Origin of the sequence: Sporosarcina sp. FSL W8-0480, assembly GCF_037963765.1 — a bacterium.
In the GTDB taxonomy this organism is placed as follows: domain Bacteria; phylum Bacillota; class Bacilli; order Bacillales_A; family Planococcaceae; genus Sporosarcina.
Map to the genome: position 1 here is coordinate 831267 of NZ_CP150166.1, position 24217 is coordinate 855483.

The window sequence follows — 24217 nt, forward strand, 5'->3', positions numbered from 1 at the left end:
GAAAGGGGTTAGATGGATGTCTTTGTTAGAGAAAACAGTTGGCGAGATCTTAAGTGATTGGGCGGATTTGATACCGGAGCATGAGGCTTATGTTTATCCTGAGCATGGAATCAGAAAAACATATCAAGAGTTTGATCGTGAGACAGATGAGTTAGCTAAGGCATTCATCGGGATGGGAATAGCGCGCGGGGAACATGTCGCTATCTGGTCGGATAATAAACCTCAATGGCTGTTAAGTCAATTTGCGACAGGGAAAATAGGAGCTGTCCTTGTTACGGTAAATACGAATTATCAGGCGAATGAACTCGAATATCTACTTAAACAGTCGGATGCTACCACACTAATACTTGACGAAGGCTTTAAAGGGACGAGCTATATCGACATTATCCGTTCAAATTATCCAGAACTTCAGGATAGTGAGACCGGTGTCGTAAATTGCGAAAAACTACCGAAATTGAAAAGAATTATTCTTATGACAGACCGTGAGGAAACGGGCATATATAAATGGTCGGAATTTCTACACCATGCGGAAGGAATTACAGACGCCGACTTGGCTGAACGTCAACGAACTATGAACCCAGATGAGGTTATTAATATTCAATATACTTCAGGCACGACAGGATTTCCTAAAGGCGTCATGTTGACGCATCGAAATGTAGTGAACAACGGAAAACTTATTGGGGATTTCATGAAACTTACTGAAGATGATCGAGTCTGCATACCCGTACCTTTTTTTCATTGCTTCGGATGTGTACTTGGCAACATGGCGGCTGTTACTCACGGATCGACAATGGTTATCGTTGAACAGTTCAACCCCCTACTTGTATTGGAGGCTGTTCAAGAAGAAAAATGCACAGCGCTTCATGGCGTACCGACGATGTTCATTGCTGAATTGAATCATCCTGAATTCAAAAAGTTCGACACCTCATCACTGAGGACAGGTATCATGGCAGGCTCAACATGCCCAATTGAAGTGATGAAACAAGTTATTCACGATATGGGGGCCAAGGAGATTACGATTTGCTACGGCCAAACGGAATCATCACCAGTTATTACGCAAACACAAACCGATGATCCAATTGAAAAGCGCGTTTCCACTGTTGGAAAACCACATCCTCACGTGGAGGTTAAAATCATTGATCCTTTGACTGGGGAAGAGGTTCCTATTGGAGTGCCGGGTGAACTTTGTACAAGAGGGTACCATGTCATGAAAGGGTATTATAATAATGAAGAGGCGACCCGCGAGGTTATCGATGAAGATGGCTGGCTACATACCGGGGATATCGCGGTTATGGACGAGGAGGGCTACATTGATATTACCGGACGTATTAAAGACGTCATTATTCGCGGCGGCGAAAATATTTATCCGCGGGAAGTTGAGGAATTCCTATATACACATCCAGCAATTTCCGATGTCCAGATTGTTGGTGTGCCTGACCCTAAATACGGGGAGGAACTGATGGCATGGATAATTCCGAAAAAGGGAATGGCCCTTGATGAAGAATCGGTACGTTCGTTTTGCCTTGGTAAGATTTCATATCATAAAATTCCAAAGTACATTAAGTTCACCGATGCCTATCCGATGACCGCGTCTGGAAAAATCCAGAAATTTAAACTTCGTGAACTTTCCATAGAAGAAACACTAAGTCAAAAAATATGAATCAGAAGACTGCTGCCGTTTTTAAAAGGCACGCAGTCTTTTTTGTATGATTTTAGGGTGAAAAGTCCACTATAAAGGAAATTCCCCTTTTGTATGCTCCTAAACCTTCTGGCTATTATTCCATTTTTCAAATGGCTGGAGCGCCCTATCTGTGTTGTAGTGGGTAAACGGGATTTGACGTTTGGTTGGTTCCTTTTGTTGATCAGAATAGAAGGTGTTTAATGGATTCGGAAATCCGGCATGTAGAGTCGCATCCGTCTTGCTGCACGCATAATAGATATGGCCAACAGATGACCAATACGCAGCGCCCAAGCACATTGGGCATGGTTCGCCGCTGGCATATAGGATGCAATCGGAAAGATTGATCCTTCCCAAAGTGGCACAAGCCTCACGGATTGCCAACAACTCTGCATGTGCAGATGGATCATGATTGATATGCACTCTATTTGTACCAGATCCAATTACTTTACCGTCTTTGACAATTATCGCGGCAAAAGGTCCACCACCGCCTTCTACATTTGCAATAGCCATGTCGATTGTTTGTTGGAGCCATTTTTCGTGTTTCAAGATGAATTCCTCCTGTCGAAGTTTGTTCATTCCCCGGGAAATGTCCAGAATTTTGGGGTTTGTTGATAACCGGTTACCTTGATTATACAGAAAAAACGAAGGAATTCTTCAAAAACTGCGTAAGACGTAACTAAGTGGGTATAAAAGTAGTGTGTAAAGAACAGAGGAGGGGCATTATGAGTAGTAGTTTGTATCAATTGATTGCCATCATTTTGTACATGGCGGCCATGCTTTTCATTGGATGGTATGCGTTTAGAAAGACATCTAACCTGACTGATTACATGTTAGGCGGTCGATCCTTAGGACCGGCAGTTACTGCATTAAGTGCTGGGGCCGCAGATATGTCAGGTTGGCTGCTAATGGGGTTACCTGGTGCGATTTATGCAGTAGGTTTGACTGAGGCTTGGATTGCCATCGGACTGACAATAGGTGCGTACTTGAACTGGCTTCTTGTTGCACCAAGGCTTCGTGCATATACCCAGGTATCGAATGATTCCATTACTATTCCAAGTTACTTGGAAAACCGTTTAAAGGACCAATCGAGATTTCTACGAATTGCTTCAGGTATAATCATTCTTGTATTTTTCACGTTTTATGTTTCCTCAGGTATGGTTGCTGGCGGTAAATTCTTCTTGAGCTCCTTCGGCCTTAATTATCATGCAGGATTGCTTATTGTTTCTGCAGTCGTTATTGCTTATACGCTTTTTGGAGGTTTCCTAGCAGTAAGCTATACCGACTTTGTTCAAGGTCTTATCATGTTTTTAGCATTGCTGTTGGTTCCGATTTTTGGATTAGCACTTACTGGAGGATTTGCGGAAACTGCAGCAAGTATTAAAGAAGTGAATCCGGATATGCTCAGCCTTGTAAAAGGAGCGACGCTAGCGAGTGTCATATCCTCCATTGCATGGGGACTTGGCTATTTTGGTCAGCCGCATATTATCGTTCGCTTCATGGCGATCAAGTCGGTGAAAGAGACGAAAAGCGCTAGGCGAATTGGTATCGGTTGGATGATACTAAGCTTGTTCGGTGCAATAGCCACTGCCTTGGTAGGGATTGCTTATTATCATCAAAACCCCAGTGTTGAATTAGTCGATAAAGAAACGGTTTTCATCGCACTTGGACAAATTATTTTCCATCCGTTCATAGCGGGTATTATGCTTGCAGCTGTTTTGGCTGCCGTAATGAGTACGATTTCTTCCCAGTTGATTGTTACTTCTTCAGCTTTGATTGAGGACTTATATAAAGCGGTCATGAAATCTGACGCAACAGATGAACGTTATGTTTTTTTGGGACGTATGGCAGTACTCATCGTTTCGTTAATAGCGATGGCGCTTGCTTGGCCGAATAAAGAATCGATATTAAAACTCGTATCTTTTGCGTGGGCAGGTTTCGGTGGTGCATTTGGTCCAATCATCCTTTTCTCTCTTTACTGGCGAAAACTTACGGCAACTGGCGCACTTTGGGGGATGGTCGCAGGAGCAATTACTGTAGGAGTATGGGGGAATATTGAATTCCTAACGGATAGTCTATATGAGATTGTTCCTGGATTCCTAATTTGTCTAATTGTAACTTATTTCGTTAGCTTGATGACATATCAACCAAATAAGGAAATTGATAAGGAATTCTATGATGCACAAGTGTTATTGAAAAAAGAACGATAAGAAGAAGCGGTCATCGATTAAGGCAATCGGTGGCCGTTTTTTTCTTGTAGTATGGTACGCTAATCAAAATAGTGTTAAAGGGGGATGCGAACATGAAGCTGGATCATGTTATATATTTTTCGTCGAAAGATCCTAAAGATATCGTCGGTGAACAGAAGAATAAAGGCAAGCATGCTGTCATTGGAGGAAGGCATGAAAAGTGGGGAACTCATAATGCACTTATGTATGTGAATAATGCATATGTTGAATGGCTATCCGTGGAAAAACCTGAAATTGCGAGAGAAGTCGACCATCCGTTAACTCGGTTGCTATTGCATGATGTTGACGAACGTGATGGATGGGGTACTATCTGTTTATCTGTTGATAATATTGAGAAATTTAATGAGGATATTATAAATAAGGGGTTTGCTACTTCAGGTGTATTAGATGCTGAAAGGCGGACGGAAAGTGGCGTACTTCGGAAATGGAAAATGCTATTTATTGATCAGCCGGTTAATGATGAACTGCCATATCCATTTTTTATTGAGTGGGAGGAACCTGACTCTATCCGTTTTGACCAATTACGCGAGGATGGCACTTTAAATAAGGAAAATGAAAAACTTGAAATCCAGGAGTGCATTTTTGAAGTGGAGGATCCGCTGCGTGACACAGGAGAATGGGCAGTACTTCTATCTCAAAAGGTCGGGGATTCGAATGATATTAACTTGGAAAATGTGCGATTTAGATTTATTCAGCATGAAGGCGGAAAGGATAGGTTGAAGGATGTCGTGATTGGGAAAAGGGAAGGATAAACATAAGAGTGTGATTATGCGTGAATTTGGACATTTATGGACCTCTTAAAGGTTTTATGAGTGAATGTCGAGTATTATGCGTGTTTGTGTGATTTTATGCGTATTTGAATAATAATATCTTTTTAAATTGTAATTTGGAATGTGTGAAAGGGGATTTTTTATGGAGATTTTGGTTGAATATGCGATTCTTGTCGGTGTACAGGAGCAGAACTCGGAGCATTTTGAGTATGAAATGGAAGAATTGAAGAATCTTGCAGAGGCGATTGACGTGAATGTCGTTGGCCAAGTAACGCAAAACTTGGAGCGCAGGAACCCAACCCATTATGTAGGTAAGGGAAAGGTCATGGAAGTGAAGCGGCTTTACGAAGAGACGGAAGCGAATCTTATCATTTTCAATGATGAGTTATCACCTTCACAAATTCGCAACTTGGAGCAGGAGCTTGAAGTGAAAGTCATTGATAGGACGATGCTGATTCTTGATATCTTTGCAAGAAGAGCGCGGACTCATGAGGCACGGATGCAGGTTGAATTGGCACAACTGCAATACACACTTCCGCGACTTGTAGGATTGCGCGCATCATTGAGCAGGCAAGGGGGAGGAACTGGCGGCGGATTCCAAAACAAAGGGGCAGGGGAGACGAAGCTTGAGCTCGATCGTCGTAAAATTGAGGATCAGATTGCGAAGTTGCGACGGGACCTTGAACAGGTGCGCGATCGTAGAGATACGCAACGGAAACAACGGAAGAAAAGCGGAATCCCTGTCGTGTCGATTGTCGGATATACGAATGCGGGCAAGTCGACATTGATGAATGGCTTATTACGCAAAATGGACGAGGAAACCGCGAAGCAAGTATATGAAGAGAATATGCTATTCGCGACGCTCGATACTTCTGTGCGACACCTGAAATTTGCGGATAATAAGGAGTTTCTTTTGACAGATACGGTTGGATTCGTTTCAAAATTACCGCACCATTTGGTTAAAGCATTCCGTTCGACACTTGAAGAAGCGCGTGGTGCAGATCTCCTTCTACATGTAGTTGATGTTTCGAATGCTGAATACCGCTATATGATGGAAGTGACGAATAATACATTGCATGATGTCGGAGTGGAAAATATAAAGACGATCAACGTCTATAATAAGTCTGACTTGGCAGGAGTGCCGTATCCAAGGACGACGGATGATAGTATATGGATTTCTGCGAAAGAGTCGGCAGGTTTGGACGAGTTGGTCGATTTGATCAAGAAAAAGATTTTTGAGCAATACGTTACATGCAAACTGCTCGTCCCGTTCGATCGGGGGGATGTCGTTTCATACTTGAACGATAAAGCCAATGTGAAAAAGACGGAATACGAGGAAGACGGCACATTGATGACAGTTGAGATGGATGGCTCCGAACGGATCAAGTTCGAAGAGTTCATCATTTCGCATTAAAACCGAAAAGCGGAAGGCGCCAAACGGCTGCGGCTGAACAAAACTAAAAAACTGCACGCGGACTATAAAGTCTGCAGTGCAGTTTTTATCTATAAAGAGAAAGGGGGGTGGGATGGTTATAGTATCCCCGTTTCTCAAAATGTTAAACCTCTTGAAATTGAATATTATGGAGACGTGCAAAGATACCGCCTTTTCTTACTAAATCATCATATTTTCCATCTTCTGCAATGCCATCCTCCGTTACGACAATAACTCTGTCTGCATCTCGGATTGTTGCTAGACGATGGGCGATAACGAGGGTTGTACGATTTTCGGCAAGTTCGTTTAGTGATTGCTGAATGATGCGCTCCGTCTCAGTGTCTAAAGCGGAAGTCGCTTCGTCCAAAATTAGGATTGGCGGATTTTTCAGGAACATACGGGCAATTGCAAGCCGTTGCTTCTGGCCACCTGATAATTTCAGGCCACGCTCACCGATTTGTGTTTCATAGCCTTCAGGAAGGGAGGCGATGAAATCTTCGAGATGTGCTTTTCGAGCGGCTGCTATGACCTCTTCATCCGTCGCATTCAAATTCCCGTATGCAATATTTTCTTTGATCGTCCCTGTGAATAAAAAGACATCCTGCTGTACGATTCCGATTTGGGATCGTAGGGACTGCTGTGTCATATTACGGATATCGATACCGTCGATTGAAATCGCACCTTCGTCAACATCGTAAAAACGAGGTATGAGTGAACAGATTGTTGTTTTTCCGGCACCGGATGGTCCGACAAATGCAATTGTCTCTCCGGCTTTTATCGATAAATCGATGCCCTTCAAGACATATTTATTATCATCATATTGGAAATGAACGTCATCAAAAAGTATATCGCCGTGCAAGTGGTTAACCGACTTTGCACCATCACGGTCGTTGATTTCAGGTTCCTGTTCAAGGAGATCAAGGAATCTACGGAATCCGGCCATCCCTTTCGGATAAAGTTCCAGTAGCGCACTGATTTTATCAACAGGCTTAATAAGGATATTAACGAATAGGATGAACCCGACAAGTTCACCAGGCGTCAGGTTGCCGTTATACGTAAACCAGGCTCCGACGACAAGAACGAGCAATGTCACAAGCCTTGTCATCATATACATGCTGGAGTGCGTCCAGGCCATGACGTTGTATGCGACAAGTTTCGCCAATCTAAAGCTGCCATTGTCTATTTTGAAACGGGCAATCTCGAATTCCTCGTTAGTAAATGATTTGACGACTCTTGCACCAGAAACGGAATCTTCTACCCTTGCATTGACATCCGCAATTTTACCGTACATATTCTGCCATGCTGCATTCATCTTTATATTGCAGAACGTGACAAGGACGATAAGAAGCGGCACCATGCAAATTGCGATGATGGCAAGCTCTGGATTGATGGAGAACATAAGAACGAATGCCCCGATGATTGTCATCACTGCGATGAATGCGTCCTCAGGACCGTGGTGGGCGAGTTCGCCAATGTCGAATAAATCATTCGTTATTCGGCTCATCACATGGCCAGTCTTTGTATTATCAAAAAAACGGAAAGATTGGCGATGGACGTGGTTGAACAACTGCTGCCTCATATCCGTTTCAATATTGATGCCTAATTTATGCCCCAAATAGCTGACAATGTATTGAAGGAATGTGCTTAACAAGTAAACAAGCAGCAATAGGATGCTTATTGTTACGATTTTTCCCCACTCCCCGGAAGGCAAAAGGGTGTCGATGAACCATTGAACAGCCATCGGAAAAGCCAACTCTAACAATGCAACGAAAATGGCACTTGAAAAGTCGATGATGAATAGCCGTTTATGTGGTTTGTAGTAAGAAAAGAATTTTTTTAGCATTATGTGATGTCCTTTCTCTTTGTCTCGATTATTATAACGGATTTGATAGCGAGGGGACATGAAAAAGTTTCTATAATCGAAATAATAAGAAGGGTGAGCAAAGGACCTAATGAAAATAAATGGTAGGAAAGATTCAAATGTAAAAAAAGATGGAACTCTTTTCTTTTGATACCGTATGATTAAGTGTAGTAAAAATAGAAACAAAGAAGGGAAGCGAATCATATGAAAAAATGGATGAAAGGTTTAGGTGTTGGATTGCTTGCACTTGGCCTCGCAGCATGCGGGTCCGCCGCAGAACCGAAAACAGATCCTGAAACCGGTGAAAAAGTTGAAGTGTCAAACAAAAGTAAGATGACCGCGCAAGAAGTATATAGTAAAGCAATGGAAGTTTCAGAGGAACAAAAGAGCATGCATGCTGTTATGGACATCAATCAAAAAATGTCCATGCCAAGCCAGGGACTTGATATGGATTCGAAAATTAAAATGGACATGGATATGATCATCGATCCACTATCGATGTATCAAGTGATGAGCATGGACATGGGACCGGAAATTGGCGCGATGGACATGGAACTTTACATGAACGATTCTGGTTTTTACATGAATGATCCGGAATCTGGTCAATGGATTAAGATGCCGAAAGATATGTATGATGAGATGATGTCGCAAAGGGGCGGTGAAACAGACCCAACATTGGATATGAAGATGTTCAAGGAATTTAAGGATGATTTCAAATTTGAGCAGACCGATGATGAATATATTTTGACGTTGAATGCTTCCGGAGAGAAGTTCAGTGGTCTTATGAAAGAATTGATGGGTGGTTCGGCTTTCCCTGCAGATATGGAAATGACTGAAGAGGAAGCTGATTTATTGAATAATATGGATCTGAAAAGCTTGGACATTACAATTTACATCGACAAGGAAACATTCTATACAAATGCATTTGATATGAATATGGATATGACGATGAAAATTGATGACGAAGAGATGCATATTGTACAAGAGATGAAATCTGTCATTACGAAAATCAATGAAATTGATGAAATCGTAATTCCACAAGAAGTGATTGATAGCGCAGTAGATTTGGAAGAGTTGATGGGTCAAGAATAAGTAAGAATGAGCGATCATGGACAATTAGATGTCTATGATCGTTTTTTTTATGGGTTAAAGGATTGCACGCGATCAAAGTGTACAAAGGCAATTGATTCCCCTAACATGAAACCTGTTAAAAATACCGCCACAATTAAGATGAACCGCATAGGAGTGGCATGTCTATTAGAGTGAAATCTATAAGTCTTCTTATAATTGATAATCATTTTCAATTATCAGTTGACACTAACCCCATACCTGTTATAATTGGATTTGCAGCTAATTGATAATCGTTTTCATTAAAGGTGATTCTCAATTGGAGCAAATATTCGATATCGGAGATCTTTCTTCATGAAGAAACGTTATTTGTTTATTGCACTTATAGTTCTATCATTCCTCTCGTTATTTGTTGGGGTGAGCTCGATATCACCGATGGACCTTCTCGATTTTCAATCTGAGAAGACAGAAATTTTCCTCATAAGCCGCTTGCCAAGATTGGTTGCAATTCTTTTAGCGGGCGCGGGAATGAGTATAGCAGGGCTTATAATGCAGCAGCTGAGCAGGAATAAATTTGTGTCACCGACAACTGCGGGTACATTGGATGCAACTCGACTCGGGATATTGGTCTCGATGTTACTATTTACGAACGCATCGACGATTGAGAAAATGGTTGTCGCATTTGTATTTGCACTTGCTGGAACGCTGCTGTTCATGCAGATATTAGACCGGATTAAGTTCAAAGACGCAATCTTTATCCCACTCGTTGGACTAATGTTCGGAAATATTCTTTCTTCAATAACAACATTTTTCGCATATAAATCGAATGTTATCCAAAATATGGCCTCTTGGCTACAAGGTGACTTTTCGATGATTATGGTTGGTCGGTACGAGCTTTTATACATAAGCATCCCTGTGCTGATTATCACTTATTTTTACGCTAACCGATTTACGGTAGCTGGAATGGGTGAGGATTTCTCGAAAAACTTGGGGCTCGCTTATAAGAGGATTGTCAATATCGGCCTAATTTTAGTGGCTTTAGTTACTACGACGGTCATCTTGACCGTCGGGATGATTCCTTTTTTAGGTCTGATCATTCCAAACATCGTCTCAATTTTCCATGGCGATCATTTGAAGAAGACATTGCCGCACACTGCTTTGTTAGGTGCGATATTCCTACTAATCTGTGATATTTTAGGCAGGGTTCTCATCTATCCTTACGAAATATCAATCAGTCTGATGGTCGGAGTCATCGGAAGCGGTATATTCCTCTACTTGTTATTTAGGAGGAAAGCATATGCGTGATTCTACTAAAATGATCATTCTATCGGTTTTAGCAATTCTTTTTTGCGCGTTGTATCTGTTTCATGGTTTGAATGGCAGTTTTGATTATGCTTTGCCCCGCCGTGCTATAAAAGTGTTGGCGATGGTGTTGACTGGTGTTGCAATCGCATATTCGACGGTCATCTTCCAGACCATTACGCATAATCGGATTTTAACCCCAAGTATTATGGGGTTGGATTCCCTGTACTTATTGCTCCAGACAGTCGTAATCTTTTTCCTTGGCTCAAGCCATATTACAATCGTTAACAGACATGTAAACTTCATTTTATCGGTTTCGACAATGGTTGTATTCGCCCTTATTCTTTATCAATTCCTCTTTAAAAGGGGAGGTAGGCCGATATACTTCCTGTTGCTTGTAGGTATTATCGTTGGTACATTTTTTGGAAGCATCTCAACGTTCTTGCAAGTGCTGATTGATCCAAATGAATTTCTTAGAGTGCAGGACAAAATGTTTGCGAGCTTCAATAATGTGAGTGGTGAACTGGTATGGTGGGCACTCGGGATTGTTATACTGACATTTTTGGTCGGATGGAAATCTTTCAACGACCTTGATGTGCTATCCCTTGGAAGAGATACGGCAATAAACCTTGGTGTTTCTTATGACCGGGTAGTTAAGCTAATGCTTGTCATCTCAGCGGTACTGATTTCTGTATCGACTGCACTTGTTGGTCCGATTACATTTTTTGGGCTGATTGTTGCAAACTTGTCCTATCAATTTTTCAAATCATTTAGACACAGGATCCTTATCGCGGGTGCTTCAGTAATGAGTATCATTGCACTTGTAGGTGGTCAATGGGTCGTGGAGCGGGTATTCACGTTCTCGACTACATTAAGTGTCATTATCAACTTTGTCGGCGGTGTGTATTTCATCTATCTACTATTAAAGGAGAGTCGATCCTCATGATCCAAGTTCGAGAGTTGTCTAAGTTCTATGGAAAAAAGGCAGTCGTTGAAAAGGTAAATGTAAATATCCATCGTGGTAAAATTACATCTTTCATCGGCCCGAACGGTGCTGGGAAATCTACCCTTCTTTCAATGGTCAGCCGTTTAATTGATGCGGATACCGGTGAAGTGCTTGTGGATAACGACCATGTTCAAAAAATGAAATCCAATGAGTTCTCGAAACGCGTTTCAATTTTAAAACAATCAAATTTCATGAATGTTCGATTAACAATCCGTGAATTGGTTTCATTCGGCAGATTCCCTTATTCAAGAGGGAAGCTCAATGCGGAGGATATCCGAATCGTCGAACAGGCTATGGATTATATGGGCCTGATGGATATGCAGCATGATTATATGGATGAATTATCAGGTGGTCAACGCCAGCGTGCTTTTATCGCAATGACAATTGCACAGGATACGGATTATATTCTGCTTGATGAGCCACTCAACAACTTGGATATGAAACATTCCGTTCAAATCATGAAAATCTTGCGTAGATTGGTTGATGATCTTGGGAAGACTGTAGTTATCGTACTCCATGATATTAACTTTGCATCCGTTTACTCTGATCGGATTGTTGCCTTAAAGAATGGCAGGGTTGTCCGTGATGGTCCGACAGAAGAAATCATCAATTCGGATGCGTTGAAGGAAATTTATGATATGGATATACCTATTAAAAAGATGAATAACTGTAATATATGCGTCTATTTTAATTCATAAAAAAAAAGGATGGTATTCAATGAAAAAGTTAACAATGACACTTCTGTTTGCTTCCCTCATGATTATTCTTGCAGCGTGTGGAGCAAAAGATAACGATGAAGCTAAGACATCCGGTTCGGACGCTAACAACGTAAGCGAAACCGTTTCTGTTAAACACGAACTTAGTGACAAACCTGTGGAAGTTACGAAAAACCCTGAAAAAGTTGTCGTATTCGACTTTGGTACACTTGATACATTGGATGATTTAGGCATAGAGGTTGCGGGATTGCCAAGGGCGAACGTACCGGGATACCTTTCAAAATATGATGACGACAAATACGTTAACGTCGGAAGCTTAAAAGAGCCTGATTTCGAAGCAATTCATTCTATGAAACCAGATCTAATCATTATTTCTACGCGCCAAGCAGAACTTTACGAACAATTTGCAGAAATTGCCCCAACAATTTACGTTGGAATTGACTATGCGCATTACATGGATTCATTCAAGCATAATGCTGAACTTATCGGTGAAATCTTCGGTAAAGAAGAGGAAGTTCAAAAAGAACTTTCCGACATAGATGATAAAATTGCGACAATTAAAGAGAAAACATCAGCGATTGATACAAAAGCGCTTATCGTTCTTGCAAGTGAAGGAAAAGTAAGTGCTTATGGTCCAAACTCCCGTTTCGGTCTTATACATGATGTATTGGGCTATAAAGCGGTAGATGAAAAAATTGAAGTATCAACACACGGCCAAAACATCACATTCGAATACATTTTCGAAAAAAATCCGGATGTCCTATTCGTCATTGACCGCGACGCTGCAATCGGCAATGGTGCAAGTGCAAAGGATTCCATAGAAAATGAACTTGTTAAGAAAACGGATGCTTATAAAAATGGTAAAATCGTTTACTTGAACGGAGAGTACTGGTACTTGTCTGGTGGCGGTCTACTCTCTATGAAAGAAATGATTAAGGAAGTCGAAGTTTCATTATAATTAAATTCAAGGGTTTGCTCATAATAAGTGAGCAACCCTTTTTTATTTGTTGCAAAGCTAAAATAAGTTCTTGTAATTACAGCCATCAATGAATATAATGACAAGTGTCAAGACACTCTATTACTCTACAGGGAAAGGCAGACAAATTGTGAAAACAACAAAAAATGAAATTTCTCGCAATAAATTACTTGTTATCTCCGGTACCGGCTGGATGTTCGATGCAATGGATGTTGGAATCTTATCATTCGTTATCGCGGCCATCGCGGTTGATTGGCATCTATCCCCGGCTGAAATGGGTTGGATTGGAAGTGTGAATTCAATCGGTATGGCAATTGGGGCATTTGGATTCGGCCTGTTGGCGGATCGAATCGGAAGGAAGAACGTCTTCATGATAACGCTTGTACTCTTTTCATTGGCAAGCGGATTATCGGCACTGACAACAACGTTGGCCTTATTCCTTATTTTGCGATTCTTCGTAGGAGCAGGGTTAGGTGGGGAGTTACCTGTTGCTTCAACACTCGTCTCGGAGAGTGTTTCCGCGAAAGAGCGTGGCCGGGTTGTTGTGTTATTAGAAAGCTTCTGGGCAGCTGGATGGCTTGTGGCGGCGTTAATAGCATATTTTATCATTCCCGAGTACGGTTGGCGTATAGCCCTAATCCTAACTGCACTTCCGGCATTCTATGCACTCTATTTAAGACGAAATTTGCCAGACTCTCCGAAATTCGAAAGGGAGGGTAAACCGAAGCAATCATTTGGTACAAAGATGAAACTCATCTGGTCGAAAGAATATGCACGCAAGACGACAATGCTTTGGATTGTATGGTTCACGGTCGTGTTCTCTTATTACGGTATGTTCCTATGGCTGCCAAGTGTAATGGTCATGAAAGGGTTCGATATGATCCACAGTTTTAAATACGTTCTTATAATGACATTGGCACAGTTGCCGGGCTATTTCACCGCTGCATGGCTTATCGAGAGGGCAGGACGTAAATTTGTTCTATCAACATATTTAATTGGAACAGCTGTGAGCGCACTTCTATTCGGTAATGCAGAGGGACTAACAATGCTTCTTGTATTCGGTGCGTTCCTTTCATTCTTCAACTTAGGCGCATGGGGAGCACTCTACGCCTATTCTCCAGAACAATATCCGACTGCGGTACGGGCTACAGGATCGGGCACGGCGGCGGCAGTTGGTCGAATCGGTGGGATTTTTGGACCGTTGTTAGTCGGCTGGCTTTTAACAGCGGGTTACGGGTTCGGTATAATCTTCGGCATCTTCTGTGGTGCGATTATTATAGGCGTACTCGCCGTAATCATATTAGGAACTGAAACCAAACAATTGGAATTGGAATAAACTCGGATCGACGCCATTCATAATCGGCGTCGGTCTTTTTTGTAATAGCGGTATGGAACTGTGCTCAAGAAAGTGTCCTTTGTGCTTAAGGGCGCCACCCGCGCTCAAGATTTGCATTTTGTGCTCAAGAAGTTCCACCCGCGCTCAAGATTTGTATTTAGCGCTCAACATCCGCACTGCGCGCTCAAGACTTGTATTTAGCGCTCAACATCTGCACTTCGCGCTCAAGATTTGTATTTAGCGCTCAAGAAGTTCCACCCGCGCTCAAGAAACCGAATCCGTGCTCAAGAATCTGCCCCCGCGCTCAAGAAACCGAATCCGCGCTCAAGAATTTTCCTCCGCGCTCAAGAAATCGAATTAGCGCTCAAGAATCTACCCGCGCGCTCAAGATTTGTATTTAGCGCTCAACATCCGCACTTCGCGCTCAAGATCTGTATTTAGCGCTCAACATCTGCACTTCGCGCTCAAGATCTGTATTTAGCGCTCAACATCCGCACTTCGCGCTCAAGATTTATATTTAGCGCTCAACATCCGCACTTCTGTGCTCAACACCCACCTCCCTCCCTCTTCCTTATATATTCCAACAAACTGAAACTTCTGTTCATGACAATACGTATTTAACATATAGAGAAAAGGGGGATGTTGAAATGTCAGTCAAAGAATTTACGGTGAAAATCTCTCCGACAGAAGCGGCAAACACAATTGAATCCGAAATCCTACGTGGCAGCATAAGCGGGACATTGGTCGATCATTATGTGAGGACAACTAATTCATCTGAAGTGCATGTTCTAATAATGGAGAAGTATTATATGCGGTCGAATAACCGGGCATCGGTCACGGCGACGATAGATAATTTTGAAGGAGTAACGCGTGTCCATGTTGTTGCTGCAGGTAGTTCGGAAGGTGTTTTCTTTCGATTCGATTGGGGCGCTGGAAATAGTTTTGCAACAAGTGTGGAACGGGCATTGAAAGAATACATCATTGGGGGATAATGAATAGGAAACTAAAATTGTACAACGCTGAAAGGGAGTGTGTCGATGTTTCGAATACCTGAATCGATAGCCGAACTTGGCAGGGAGAGGATTAAAGGATTTCCGGTGGAGGGGTTTGTCTACGGGGAGGGTCCACAGAAGCCGGAACTCATGCTGATTGGCGAAGCTCCAGGGGAATTCGAGGCCGTGGATGGAATCCCTTTCATCGGCAGGGCAGGCAAGGAATTGATGAAGTCGCTCGATTCGATCGGATTGACGCGTGATGATGTTTATATAACGAGTACTGTCCGAAGCCGGCCGTATAAATGGGGCGAAAAGCGTGAACGGGACGGCACGATGATACAGCGCAAGTATAATCGGCCACCGACAAGGAAAGAGATCTTGGCGCATGCCCCCGTGCTCGATTATGAACTAGCGAACATCGAGCCTAAATTGATTGTCGCACTGGGCAATTTTGGATTACAGAGATTGCTTGGCAAGGAAGCGAAAGTGACGGAGCTACACGGGCAGTTGTTAGAGAGGCCGATTCAATACCTTCCTGATCTGGATAGTACGACGTTTGAGTGGACGGATCGACTGTATCGAATTGTGCCGACATTCCATCCGGCGGCGGTCTTTTACCGGCCTTCGCATAGGCCGGACTTGGATGCGGATTGGTTGGCGATTGGTAAGATGCTGAAGAGAATTGGGGCTGGGGAAAGTGGAGTATAATCGGATTTTGGTCATCGGATGTAGTGGGGCGGGGAAATCGACGTTATCGGTCGAACTTGCGGAACGTCTAAGATTGCCCGTCCTACATTTGGATGCACTGTTTTGGAATGAAGGATGGGTGCCTACACCGAAACCGGAATTTAGAGAGAAATTGCAAACCGAATTGGAGAAGCCCGCATGGATTATCGATGGTAATTTTAACTCCACGATAGAGATGCGGGCCCGATATGCTGATTTAATCATCTTCCTCGACTTTCCGAACTATCTTTGCTTGGCACGGATTTTCAAACGGCGGTGGATGTATAGGGGGAAGACAAGGCCTGATATGGCGGAAGGCTGCGAGGAAAAGGTAGATTGGGATTTTGTGAAATTCATATGGACGTATCCGAAAAAGAAGCGGCCGGGAGTTTATGAAATGCTTGAGCGTAGCGCTGCGGAAGTGATTGTGTTGAAGTCGCCGCGTGAAGTGGAGAGTTGGATGGGAACGTTTGAAAGAGTGAGATAGTGAGATTTTTGTGAATGCACTGCGTTTATGCGTGTTTGTGTGAGTTTATGAGCTTTTCGCGGTATTTATGCGCATCTATCGAAGTTTATGAGCTATTTGGAGTTTTTATGAGTGTTTAGAACGTTTTATGCGTATTTGGGAGAAATGAGGATTGAAGATGGAAAAAGAGTTGAAGACAAAAGGGTCGATGAAGGAATTCGTTGTTTTATTGCGGCAACTGAGGTGGCCGAAGGGAATTACGGTAATTGCGCTCATTCTTGCTTTATTTTCTACGGCGGCAAGTTTAGCGATTCCATTAGTGACACGTCAGCTTGTAGATTCGTTATCTGCGGCGTCTTTTGACTGGAAGACTGCCGTATTCTTATTTGCCGTATTCGTGTTACAGGCTGTATTGGGTGGCGTTTCATATTATTTGCTTGCGTATATTGGTGAAACAATCGTCGCGGATCTTCGGAATAAGTTATGGGATAAAGTGCTGCGGCTTCCGGTCACGTATTACGATGAAAATGAAACCGGGGAGACGATGAGCCGGATTACTCAGGATACTACGATGCTGAAGCAATTGGTGTCGGATCATCTTGTGTCATTCATTACGGGAATTATCTCGGTTATCGGTGCGGTTGCAATACTGTTGTATCTTGACTGGAAGATGACGCTTATTATGTTGGTCAGCATTCCAATTAGTTTAGCAATCATCATGCCGCTTGGAAGGATCATGCATAAAATTGCGAAGGCGACTCAGGGAGAGATGGCTAAATTCTCGGGTCATCTTGGACGTGTTTTAGGTGATATTCGTTTGGTGAAGGCGTATCGGGCGGAGCGGAATGAAGGGGAGAAGGGTGGAAATGCGATTCGTTCGCTATTTTCATTCGGTTTGAAAGAGGCAAGAATCCAAGCAATCATTTCACCGGTCATGACGCTTGTGATGATGAGTATTTTAGTAGTGATTCTTGGATACGGCGGGGCGCAAGTATCGAAAGGTGATTTATCCCCTGGGACGCTTGTCGCAATCATTTTTCTTATGTTCCAGATCATCATTCCGTTTGCACAAATGGCACAAGTGTTTACGATTTTCCAAAAGGCCGTCGGTGCTACAGAAAGAATTCAGCAGATTTTAAGGATGAAGAGTGAGCCTGCGAATGGTAAATCTGTCGTCCCTGCCGGCAGCATTCAATTCGAGTCGGTCGATTTCTCATATGAAAGCGGGAAGGATGTTCTTCAAGGGGTTGCTTTTAGGGCAAATCCAGGGACGGTCACTGCGTTCGTCGGCCCAAGCGGAGGTGGAAAGACGACGATATTCTCGCTCATTGAACGGTTCTATTTACCGACATCGGGCATTATTTCAATTGGTGGAACGCCGATTTCGGACATTGCGTTGTCTGAATGGCGAAAGCGGATCGGTTATGTGTCGCAGGAGAGCCCTTTATTGAGTGGAACGATTTTGGATAATATCGCATATGGCTTGGAAATCCGGCCTTCAATGGATGAGGTGAAGAAAGCTGCGGAGGCAGCGAATGCGTTAGAGTTTATCGAGGCGATGGAGGATAGTTTCGAAACGCTTGTTGGTGAAAGGGGCATGAAGCTTTCGGGGGGACAACGCCAACGGATCGCAATCGCGCGTGCGCTTTTGCATGACCCCGAGATTCTGTTGCTTGACGAAGCGACTTCCAATTTGGACAGCGGATCTGAAACGCATGTCCAGGAGGCACTGCAACGATTAATGCAAGGACGGACGACGCTCATCATTGCCCATCGGTTGTCGACCGTTATTGACGCCGACCAGCTTATTTTCCTCGAAGCTGGGCGGATTACGGGGATCGGTACGCATGATGAATTATTCAACTCCCACCAGTTGTACCGTGAGTTTGCGGAAGGCCAGGGGTTGAGATAGGGGGGACGACATGGCGGAATGGATTTTTCTTTTCATAATTTGTATACCACTTTTTTTAATTCTTATATGGCAGGTTTTTAACCCGGAGGATGCAATGTTATGGGGGAAGAGATGGATGTATAAGGAACAGCCTGAGGTTTCGGATGAAGCGATTAAATATACTAAAATCGTGTCGATCCTCGGAATTGTCGTACTAACTTTAATTTTTGTAGTTTCTTTTATTAAGCTTATATGAAGAGGCGTATCCGATTTTTTCGGATACGTTTTTTAAAATAGGAGTTCTCCTTTAGGCAAAAAGAGTTCGCGTATACGCCGAAAGAGTTCTCATTCGTGCTAAAAGAGTTCTCGTTTCCCCGACAAAAGTTCTCAATCACCCCGAAAAGGATTCATTTCAACATAAAGAGGCTATCCTATAGTGATGAAGGAATTGGTGCTAACGGAGGGATTCAGTTGTACAAACCGATTGATAAAGGCTTTTTCGAAAGTCCTGTCCTTGAACTTGCACGAAATCTGGTCGGCCAATATATTGTGCATGAGCAGCCGGAAGGTACCATAGCCGCGCGAATTGTGGAAACGGAAGCATACCATGGGCCAGAAGATCGTGCCGCACATAGCTTTGGAAACCGCCGGACGAAACGGACAGAAGTCATGTTTGGTGCACCAGGCCTCGTTTATACTTATCAAATGCACACACATACATTGATGAATGTTGTCAGTGGACCGATTGGAACGCCACATGCGGTGCTGATCCGGGCGGCGGAGCCTGTTGACGGACTTGAAATGATGCGGGATAATCGTGGTCCGAAATTGAAGATGAAAGATTGGACGAATGGGCCAGGAAAGCTTTCAAAAGCGCTTGGCGTCACGATGAAGTATTACGGTCATCATTGGTCGGACAAGCCGCTGTTCATAGCTGTCGGGCCGGGGGCTAAGGAAATAGAAGCGGGTCCTCGTGTTGGGATTGGCAACACAGGTGAAGCCGTCCATTATCCTTGGAGGTTTTTTGAGAAGGATAATCCTTATGTCTCAAAATACCGCCTTTAAGTTTAGCTGTGAACGAGGGTGGAATAGTAGTAGGGAAAGCATTATTTGAAAGGATGAGTGAAAAATGGCTAAAATAGCTACAGTGATCACAGATCTATTCGAGGATTCCGAGTATACGGAGCCGGCGAAAGCATTTCAAGAGGCGGGCCATGAGGTCGTTACAATCGAGAAGGAAGCCGGGAAAGAAGTGAAAGGAAAACAAGGAGATACTACTGTGAAGATCGATGTGGGAATTGCCGAAGCTTCCCCTGAAGACTATGATGCACTTTTCATTCCGGGAGGATTCTCGCCAGACCAGCTAAGAGCGGACGATCGATTTGTAGAATTTGCAAAAAAGTTTATGGATGATAAAAAGCCTGTTTTCGCAATCTGCCATGGCCCACAGTTATTAATCACTGCGAAAACATTAGAGGGCAGAGACGCTACAGGTTATAAATCCATAAAAGTGGATATGGAATACGCAGGGGTTAGGTATGCGGATAAAGAAGTTGTGGTTTGTCAAAATCAGTTAGTAACCAGCAGGACTCCAGAAGACATCCCTGCTTTCATACGTGAATCAGTTAAACTCTTGGGATGAATAAGATAGAGGGGGGATCAGTGTATTTTCTCCCTTCTTTTTTTATTACTATCATGAAGAATGACCTTGTCCATACATACATAACATAGTATCGGTTGTTAAACGTAAGGAGGATAGTGGATTTTTGAAAAAGGTACTTAAAATAGCTAGCGCGTTTATAGGAATTATCGTCGGAGCTGGCTTTGCATCAGGACAAGAGATATTACAATACTTTACCAGCTTCGGAATAATGGGGATTGCAGCTGCGATACTATCCACTGCTTTGTTTGCTTATTTGGGAATGGTTTTAACGAGACTTGGCAGCAGGATGCGCGCAACCTCGCATAAGGATGTCATCTATAAAATTAGCGGTCGTTTTTTAGGCATCCTCATTGACTATATTATCATTTTCACTTTGTTTGGCGTCGGTGTCGTTATGATTGCCGGGGCAGGCTCCAATTTGGAACAGCAATTTGGTGTGCCTCCGGTTATAGGAAGTTTGTTAATGGTCGCATTAATCTTCATTTCAATCCTCATGAATGTTGATGAAGTGGTAGCTATTATCGGAAGCATCACCCCATTTCTTATACTTTCGATTATCGTTGTATCGGTCTATTGTTTACTGACGATGGATCAATCTTTTGCTTCACTTGATGTTTTGGCTAATGAAGTACCAACAACATTGCCGAACTGGTTCATCTCTGCCATCAATTACGTATCGTTTAACATCGCTGTAGGTGCTTCCATGTCGTTAGTGATGGGTGGAGAAGAGAAGAATGAGAAAACTGCCGCTTTAGGTGGACTTATCGGTGGTTTTGGGTTAGGCATCCTGATTCTCCTTAGCCATTTGGCAATTTTCTCGAAAGTGAAGACAATTGCGGATGTAGATTTGCCGATGCTCGCAATCATCAATGAAATATCACCGATTCTCGCCATTTTCATGGCTTTCATTTTATATGGGATGATTTTCAATACAGCCGTCAGCATGTTCTATGCGTTTGGAGCACGGTTTACCAAAGCCGGGACAAGGAATTTCAAGATGTTTGTATTCATCACATTACTTATCGGCTTCGGACTAAGCTTCTTACGTTTCAAATTGTTAGTCGCATACTTCTACCCGTGGATCGGTTATTTAGGATTGCTCCTCTCGGTGATCTTAATCATCACTTCATTTAGAATGCCAAAAAAGGTAAGAAGATAACAAAAGGTGACATTTCGTATGTAAATGCGAAATGTCACCTTTTTTATTTAAGGAATTTCCGTTGATTGAAACGGAAAGCATCCGCCTGAAGTGAATATCAACAGTTTTCGTTTTTAATTAGTCGCGAGTTCCCATTGCAATTCTTCAGCTGGTCCGAAGAACTCGAAGTGGATTTTATCCTCAGTTACACCGTTTGCAACCAATGCAGAAATAACCGCCTGCATGAACGGAGTTGGACCGCAGACATAAATGTCACTGCCTTCAGAAACATGCTTCGCAAGGAATTCACGGTTAATGAATCCATCGCCCTCTTCAGAATAAAGCACTTCGTATTTTGCATTTGGAAGAGATTCAGTCATCGCTTGCAACTCTTTGTGGAACGCTTGGTGACCACGTGTACGAGCTGAATGCAAGAATGCAACCGTGCGCTCAGGTGTTGTTTTTGCGATGGTTTGATACATCGCCATCATAGGAGTGATACCTACACCACCGCTGACCAATGCAACTGGTGTTGTGCTTTCTGTATCAAGGTAGAAATCACCTGCAGGAGCACTGATTTCGATTTTGTCACCGACATTCAAGCTGTTATGAAGGTAAACAGAAGCCTTACCATGCGGATTGCACTCGTCCTCGCGTTTGACAGAAATACGTAATGTATCGTTTTCTGGCGCTTGTGACAAGCTATATTGACGGTTAATTGTATATTCGTCTCCAGGGATTTGGAACCGTACAGTAATGTATTGACCTGGTTTGTAAGTCGGTAGCTTTTTGCCATCAACAGGTTTGAAATAGAAGGAAGTAATAACTTCACTTTCCGGAACCTTTTCAACCAGTTCAAATTCCTTGAATGTTCTCCAACCACCTTCAGTTTCTTCTGCTTCATCGTACATTTCGTTCTCGATGCCGATAAATGCATCAGCAATAACTTGGTACGCTTCACCCCAAGCTGCAATGATTTCTGGAGTTGCTGCGTCTCCTAAAACTTCTTTGATAGCTCCAAGAAGATGGTATCCAACGATTGGATAATGTTCTTTCTGGATGCCTAAAGAGCGGTGCTTATGTGCGATTTGAACAACTGCAGGGATGATTGCGCCTAAGTTGTCGATATGAGCTGCAGCTGCGTAAACCGTGTTTGCGAGGGCAGTTTGTTGACGTCCTTTTGATTGGTTTGCATGATTGAAAATGTTTAAAAGCTCAGGATGAGCCGCGAACATATTTTTATAAAAAACGGTTGTAATTGTTTTTCCATGTTGTTCAAGCACGGGTACTGTGGACTTTACGATGTCGATTGTTTCTTGTGATAACATTAAATGCACAACCTTTCCTGTATTGTTAATTCCACAATAAACGATTAGTCTTTCTAAAGCTATATCTAAAATGCATCTTAAGTGGTGATGTAAGATTTTAGACACATTTCTTTCACGATACAGACATAATCGTTATAATAGGTTGGAGAATGGCGGTGAAATTATGCGGTTAACCTTATATACAGATTTTTCATTACGTGTACTAATATACCTTGGAGCGAAGGAACAGAACGAGTTATCAACCATTCAGGAAATTTCTGACCAATTTCAGATTTCGAAAAACCATCTAACGAAAGTCGTCCATGAATTGGGGAAGATGGGATTGATTGAAACAGTACGTGGTCGCGGAGGAGGTATCCGCATGAAATTGAAACCTGAAGAGATAAATGTAGGAGAACTTGTGCGGAAAACTGAGGATGATTTTTATCTTGTGGAATGTTTCAGTTCAGATGGGAATCGATGCATACTTTCTCCAGTTTGCCGGTTAAAAGGTGCACTGCAGGAAGCGCTTGTCGCTTATTTTGCAGTTTTGGACAAGTATACAATTGCAGATTTCATTGTGAATAAAGATGAACTTGCCGCGATATTGTTCGGCAAGCCTTTATGATAGAATATAGTAGAATTTATATATGTAGGAGGATTTAAATGGGCAAAGTATTAGTATTTGGACATAAAAACCCTGACACCGATTCCATTACGGCGGCGATCAGTTATGCTTATCTAAAGCAGCAACTTGGAATGGACGCTGAGGCGGTCCGTTTGGGCTCCATCTCGGGAGAAACAGCGTATGCATTAGGACAATTTGGTTTTGAGGCACCACGCTTAATCGAAAAAGCTGCACCTGAAGCACAGCAAGTTATACTTGTAGACCATAACGAAAAACAACAAAGCGTTGACGATCTTGATGATGTACAAGTTATCGAAGTTGTCGACCATCACCGAATCGCTAACTTCCAAACTGCGGATCCGTTGTATTACCGTGCTGAACCGGTTGGCTGTACAGCTACGATTTTGAATAAATTGTACAAAGAACATGGAGTTGAAATTCCAAAGAACATTGCAGGACTAATGCTTTCAGCAATCATTTCCGATTCACTTTTATTCAAATCGCCAACGTTCACAGAACAAGACCGTGCGGCTGCTGAAGAATTGGCTGCAATTGCGGATGTTGACGCAGAAGTGTATGGCCTCGAAATGTTGAAGGCGGGTGCAGACTTGAGCGGGAAGTCTCTTGAAGAGCTTGTATCATTGGATGCAAAAGAGTTCGAGATGGGCGGAGCAAAAGTTGAAATCGCACAAGTGAATGCCATAGATGTCAATGACGTAATGAGCCGTCAGGCGGAGATTGAAGTTCTATTGAACAGCATCATCGAGGAAAAAGGGTTGGACCTTTTCTTGTTCGCAGTTACAGATATCCTAAACAATGATTCAACTGTTATTGCACTTGGAAAGGCCGCAGAAAGGGCTTGTGCTGCGTTCAATGTAGCATTGATGGACAATACTGCAGTGCTTAAAGGTGTCGTTTCAAGGAAGAAACAAATCGTACCAGTGTTGACTGAAGCATTAAAATAATACACTCAAAAAAGAAGCAGTGGGAGGTGCATCATATCCCATCT

The 24217-nt window shown here is 42.8% G+C and carries 24 protein-coding genes; 21 read left to right on the top strand and 3 right to left on the bottom strand.

The genetic code is table 11. From position 1 onward, the window contains the following. Positions 1-16 precede the first annotated feature (16 nt). Positions 17-1660 (top strand): AMP-binding protein, encoded by a 1644-nt coding sequence (locus NSQ43_RS04390; protein WP_339253345.1) that lies wholly within the window; start codon positions 17-19, stop codon positions 1658-1660. Between the two features lie 99 nt (positions 1661-1759). Here the strand turns inward: NSQ43_RS04390 and NSQ43_RS04395 are convergent, their stop codons facing one another. Further along, a complete protein-coding gene (locus NSQ43_RS04395; protein ID WP_339253347.1) occupies positions 1760-2227 on the bottom strand; it encodes a nucleoside deaminase in 468 nt (155 codons plus the stop codon). A gap of 176 nt (positions 2228-2403) precedes the next feature. Between NSQ43_RS04395 and putP the strand changes: the two genes are divergently transcribed. From putP to hflX, 3 genes are all read left to right on the top strand, one after another. Next, positions 2404-3888, top strand: a complete 1485-nt coding sequence (putP, locus tag NSQ43_RS04400; protein WP_339253349.1) for a sodium/proline symporter PutP — start codon at positions 2404-2406, stop codon at positions 3886-3888. Positions 3889-3980: 92 nt separating this feature from the next. Next, positions 3981-4679 (top strand): VOC family protein, encoded by a 699-nt coding sequence (locus NSQ43_RS04405; RefSeq protein ID WP_339253351.1) that lies wholly within the window; start codon positions 3981-3983, stop codon positions 4677-4679. A 160-nt stretch (positions 4680-4839) separates the two neighbouring features. After that, complete coding sequence (hflX, locus tag NSQ43_RS04410) at positions 4840-6111, top strand: GTPase HflX (protein WP_339253352.1); 1272 nt, start codon at positions 4840-4842, stop codon at positions 6109-6111. Positions 6112-6253: 142 nt separating this feature from the next. On the opposite strand, the gene NSQ43_RS04415 is transcribed toward hflX, so the two are convergent. Then, on the bottom strand, positions 6254-7972 hold the full coding sequence (locus NSQ43_RS04415; RefSeq protein WP_339253355.1) for an ABC transporter ATP-binding protein: 1719 nt from the start codon (positions 7970-7972) through the stop codon (positions 6254-6256). A 222-nt stretch (positions 7973-8194) separates the two neighbouring features. Between NSQ43_RS04415 and NSQ43_RS04420 the strand changes: the two genes are divergently transcribed. The 15 genes from NSQ43_RS04420 to NSQ43_RS04490 all read left to right on the top strand — a co-directional run bounded on the left by NSQ43_RS04420 (position 8195) and on the right by NSQ43_RS04490 (position 21294). Next, positions 8195-9082: a DUF6612 family protein gene (locus NSQ43_RS04420; RefSeq protein WP_339253357.1), complete on the top strand. Its 888-nt coding sequence runs from the start codon at positions 8195-8197 to the stop codon at positions 9080-9082. 330 nt (positions 9083-9412) lie between these two features. Next, complete coding sequence (locus NSQ43_RS04425; RefSeq protein ID WP_339253358.1) at positions 9413-10363, top strand: ABC transporter permease; 951 nt, start codon at positions 9413-9415, stop codon at positions 10361-10363. Beyond that, positions 10356-11306: an iron chelate uptake ABC transporter family permease subunit gene (locus NSQ43_RS04430; protein ID WP_339253360.1), complete on the top strand. Its 951-nt coding sequence runs from the start codon at positions 10356-10358 to the stop codon at positions 11304-11306. Before NSQ43_RS04425 ends, NSQ43_RS04430 begins: the two co-directional genes overlap by 8 nt. Further along, a complete protein-coding gene (locus tag NSQ43_RS04435; RefSeq protein WP_339253362.1) occupies positions 11303-12064 on the top strand; it encodes an ATP-binding cassette domain-containing protein in 762 nt (253 codons plus the stop codon). Before NSQ43_RS04430 ends, NSQ43_RS04435 begins: the two co-directional genes overlap by 4 nt. Before the next feature lie 19 nt (positions 12065-12083). Further along, a complete protein-coding gene (locus NSQ43_RS04440) occupies positions 12084-13040 on the top strand; it encodes a siderophore ABC transporter substrate-binding protein (RefSeq protein ID WP_339253364.1) in 957 nt (318 codons plus the stop codon). A 211-nt stretch (positions 13041-13251) separates the two neighbouring features. Further along, positions 13252-14394 carry an MFS transporter gene (locus NSQ43_RS04445; protein WP_339254796.1) on the top strand — a complete coding sequence of 381 codons (1143 nt, stop codon included), beginning with the start codon at positions 13252-13254 and terminating at the stop codon, positions 14392-14394. Positions 14395-14625: 231 nt separating this feature from the next. Beyond that, the gene (locus tag NSQ43_RS04450) at positions 14626-14835 is read left to right on the top strand and encodes a hypothetical protein (protein WP_339253366.1); all 210 of its coding nucleotides are present in this window, start codon (positions 14626-14628) and stop codon (positions 14833-14835) included. A gap of 206 nt (positions 14836-15041) precedes the next feature. Next, complete coding sequence (locus tag NSQ43_RS04455; RefSeq protein WP_339253367.1) at positions 15042-15386, top strand: DUF6054 family protein; 345 nt, start codon at positions 15042-15044, stop codon at positions 15384-15386. 45 nt (positions 15387-15431) lie between these two features. Further along, entirely contained in the window at positions 15432-16097 is a 666-nt protein-coding gene (locus NSQ43_RS04460; RefSeq protein WP_339253369.1) for a uracil-DNA glycosylase, read from the top strand. Then, positions 16087-16602 carry a DNA topology modulation protein gene (locus tag NSQ43_RS04465; protein ID WP_339253370.1) on the top strand — a complete coding sequence of 172 codons (516 nt, stop codon included), beginning with the start codon at positions 16087-16089 and terminating at the stop codon, positions 16600-16602. Before NSQ43_RS04460 ends, NSQ43_RS04465 begins: the two co-directional genes overlap by 11 nt. A gap of 157 nt (positions 16603-16759) precedes the next feature. Beyond that, positions 16760-18493, top strand: a complete 1734-nt coding sequence (locus tag NSQ43_RS04470; RefSeq protein ID WP_339254797.1) for an ABC transporter ATP-binding protein — start codon at positions 16760-16762, stop codon at positions 18491-18493. A gap of 10 nt (positions 18494-18503) precedes the next feature. Then, positions 18504-18728 (top strand): hypothetical protein, encoded by a 225-nt coding sequence (locus tag NSQ43_RS04475; RefSeq protein ID WP_339253372.1) that lies wholly within the window; start codon positions 18504-18506, stop codon positions 18726-18728. Positions 18729-18943: 215 nt separating this feature from the next. Next, positions 18944-19537: a DNA-3-methyladenine glycosylase gene (locus tag NSQ43_RS04480; RefSeq protein ID WP_339253373.1), complete on the top strand. Its 594-nt coding sequence runs from the start codon at positions 18944-18946 to the stop codon at positions 19535-19537. Between the two features lie 64 nt (positions 19538-19601). Continuing rightward, positions 19602-20114 (top strand): type 1 glutamine amidotransferase domain-containing protein, encoded by a 513-nt coding sequence (locus NSQ43_RS04485; protein WP_339253374.1) that lies wholly within the window; start codon positions 19602-19604, stop codon positions 20112-20114. 124 nt (positions 20115-20238) lie between these two features. Continuing rightward, positions 20239-21294: a hypothetical protein gene (locus tag NSQ43_RS04490; protein WP_339253376.1), complete on the top strand. Its 1056-nt coding sequence runs from the start codon at positions 20239-20241 to the stop codon at positions 21292-21294. A 113-nt stretch (positions 21295-21407) separates the two neighbouring features. Here the strand turns inward: NSQ43_RS04490 and hmpA are convergent, their stop codons facing one another. After that, positions 21408-22601: an NO-inducible flavohemoprotein gene (gene hmpA, locus NSQ43_RS04495; protein WP_339253377.1), complete on the bottom strand. Its 1194-nt coding sequence runs from the start codon at positions 22599-22601 to the stop codon at positions 21408-21410. Positions 22602-22764: 163 nt separating this feature from the next. Between hmpA and NSQ43_RS04500 the strand changes: the two genes are divergently transcribed. Both NSQ43_RS04500 and NSQ43_RS04505 read left to right on the top strand, forming a co-directional pair. Beyond that, positions 22765-23208 carry an Rrf2 family transcriptional regulator gene (locus NSQ43_RS04500; RefSeq protein ID WP_339253379.1) on the top strand — a complete coding sequence of 148 codons (444 nt, stop codon included), beginning with the start codon at positions 22765-22767 and terminating at the stop codon, positions 23206-23208. Between the two features lie 38 nt (positions 23209-23246). Then, positions 23247-24173, top strand: a complete 927-nt coding sequence (locus tag NSQ43_RS04505; RefSeq protein WP_339253381.1) for a manganese-dependent inorganic pyrophosphatase — start codon at positions 23247-23249, stop codon at positions 24171-24173. Positions 24174-24217: the final 44 nt, after the last annotated feature.

Excerpts from the sequence above, each read along its gene's own strand:
- hflX (WP_339253352.1), top strand. The coding sequence starts at position 4,840 with ATGGAGATTTTGGTTGAATATGCGATTCTTGTCGGTGTACAGGAGCAG.
- NSQ43_RS04470 (WP_339254797.1), top strand. The coding sequence starts at position 16,760 with ATGGAAAAAGAGTTGAAGACAAAAGGGTCGATGAAGGAATTCGTTGTT.
- NSQ43_RS04420 (WP_339253357.1), top strand. The coding sequence starts at position 8,195 with ATGAAAAAATGGATGAAAGGTTTAGGTGTTGGATTGCTTGCACTTGGC.
- NSQ43_RS04405 (WP_339253351.1), top strand. The coding sequence starts at position 3,981 with ATGAAGCTGGATCATGTTATATATTTTTCGTCGAAAGATCCTAAAGAT.
- putP (WP_339253349.1), top strand. The coding sequence starts at position 2,404 with ATGAGTAGTAGTTTGTATCAATTGATTGCCATCATTTTGTACATGGCG.
- NSQ43_RS04505 (WP_339253381.1), top strand. The coding sequence starts at position 23,247 with ATGGGCAAAGTATTAGTATTTGGACATAAAAACCCTGACACCGATTCC.
- NSQ43_RS04415 (WP_339253355.1), bottom strand. The coding sequence starts at position 7,972 with ATGCTAAAAAAATTCTTTTCTTACTACAAACCACATAAACGGCTATTC.
- NSQ43_RS04445 (WP_339254796.1), top strand. The coding sequence starts at position 13,252 with ATGTTCGATGCAATGGATGTTGGAATCTTATCATTCGTTATCGCGGCC.
- NSQ43_RS04485 (WP_339253374.1), top strand. The coding sequence starts at position 19,602 with ATGGCTAAAATAGCTACAGTGATCACAGATCTATTCGAGGATTCCGAG.
- NSQ43_RS04430 (WP_339253360.1), top strand. The coding sequence starts at position 10,356 with ATGCGTGATTCTACTAAAATGATCATTCTATCGGTTTTAGCAATTCTT.
- NSQ43_RS04390 (WP_339253345.1), top strand. The coding sequence starts at position 17 with ATGTCTTTGTTAGAGAAAACAGTTGGCGAGATCTTAAGTGATTGGGCG.
- NSQ43_RS04440 (WP_339253364.1), top strand. The coding sequence starts at position 12,084 with ATGAAAAAGTTAACAATGACACTTCTGTTTGCTTCCCTCATGATTATT.
- NSQ43_RS04475 (WP_339253372.1), top strand. The coding sequence starts at position 18,504 with ATGGCGGAATGGATTTTTCTTTTCATAATTTGTATACCACTTTTTTTA.
- NSQ43_RS04460 (WP_339253369.1), top strand. The coding sequence starts at position 15,432 with ATGTTTCGAATACCTGAATCGATAGCCGAACTTGGCAGGGAGAGGATT.
- NSQ43_RS04435 (WP_339253362.1), top strand. The coding sequence starts at position 11,303 with ATGATCCAAGTTCGAGAGTTGTCTAAGTTCTATGGAAAAAAGGCAGTC.
- NSQ43_RS04500 (WP_339253379.1), top strand. The coding sequence starts at position 22,765 with ATGCGGTTAACCTTATATACAGATTTTTCATTACGTGTACTAATATAC.
- NSQ43_RS04425 (WP_339253358.1), top strand. The coding sequence starts at position 9,413 with ATGAAGAAACGTTATTTGTTTATTGCACTTATAGTTCTATCATTCCTC.
- hmpA (WP_339253377.1), bottom strand. The coding sequence starts at position 22,601 with ATGTTATCACAAGAAACAATCGACATCGTAAAGTCCACAGTACCCGTG.
- NSQ43_RS04455 (WP_339253367.1), top strand. The coding sequence starts at position 15,042 with ATGTCAGTCAAAGAATTTACGGTGAAAATCTCTCCGACAGAAGCGGCA.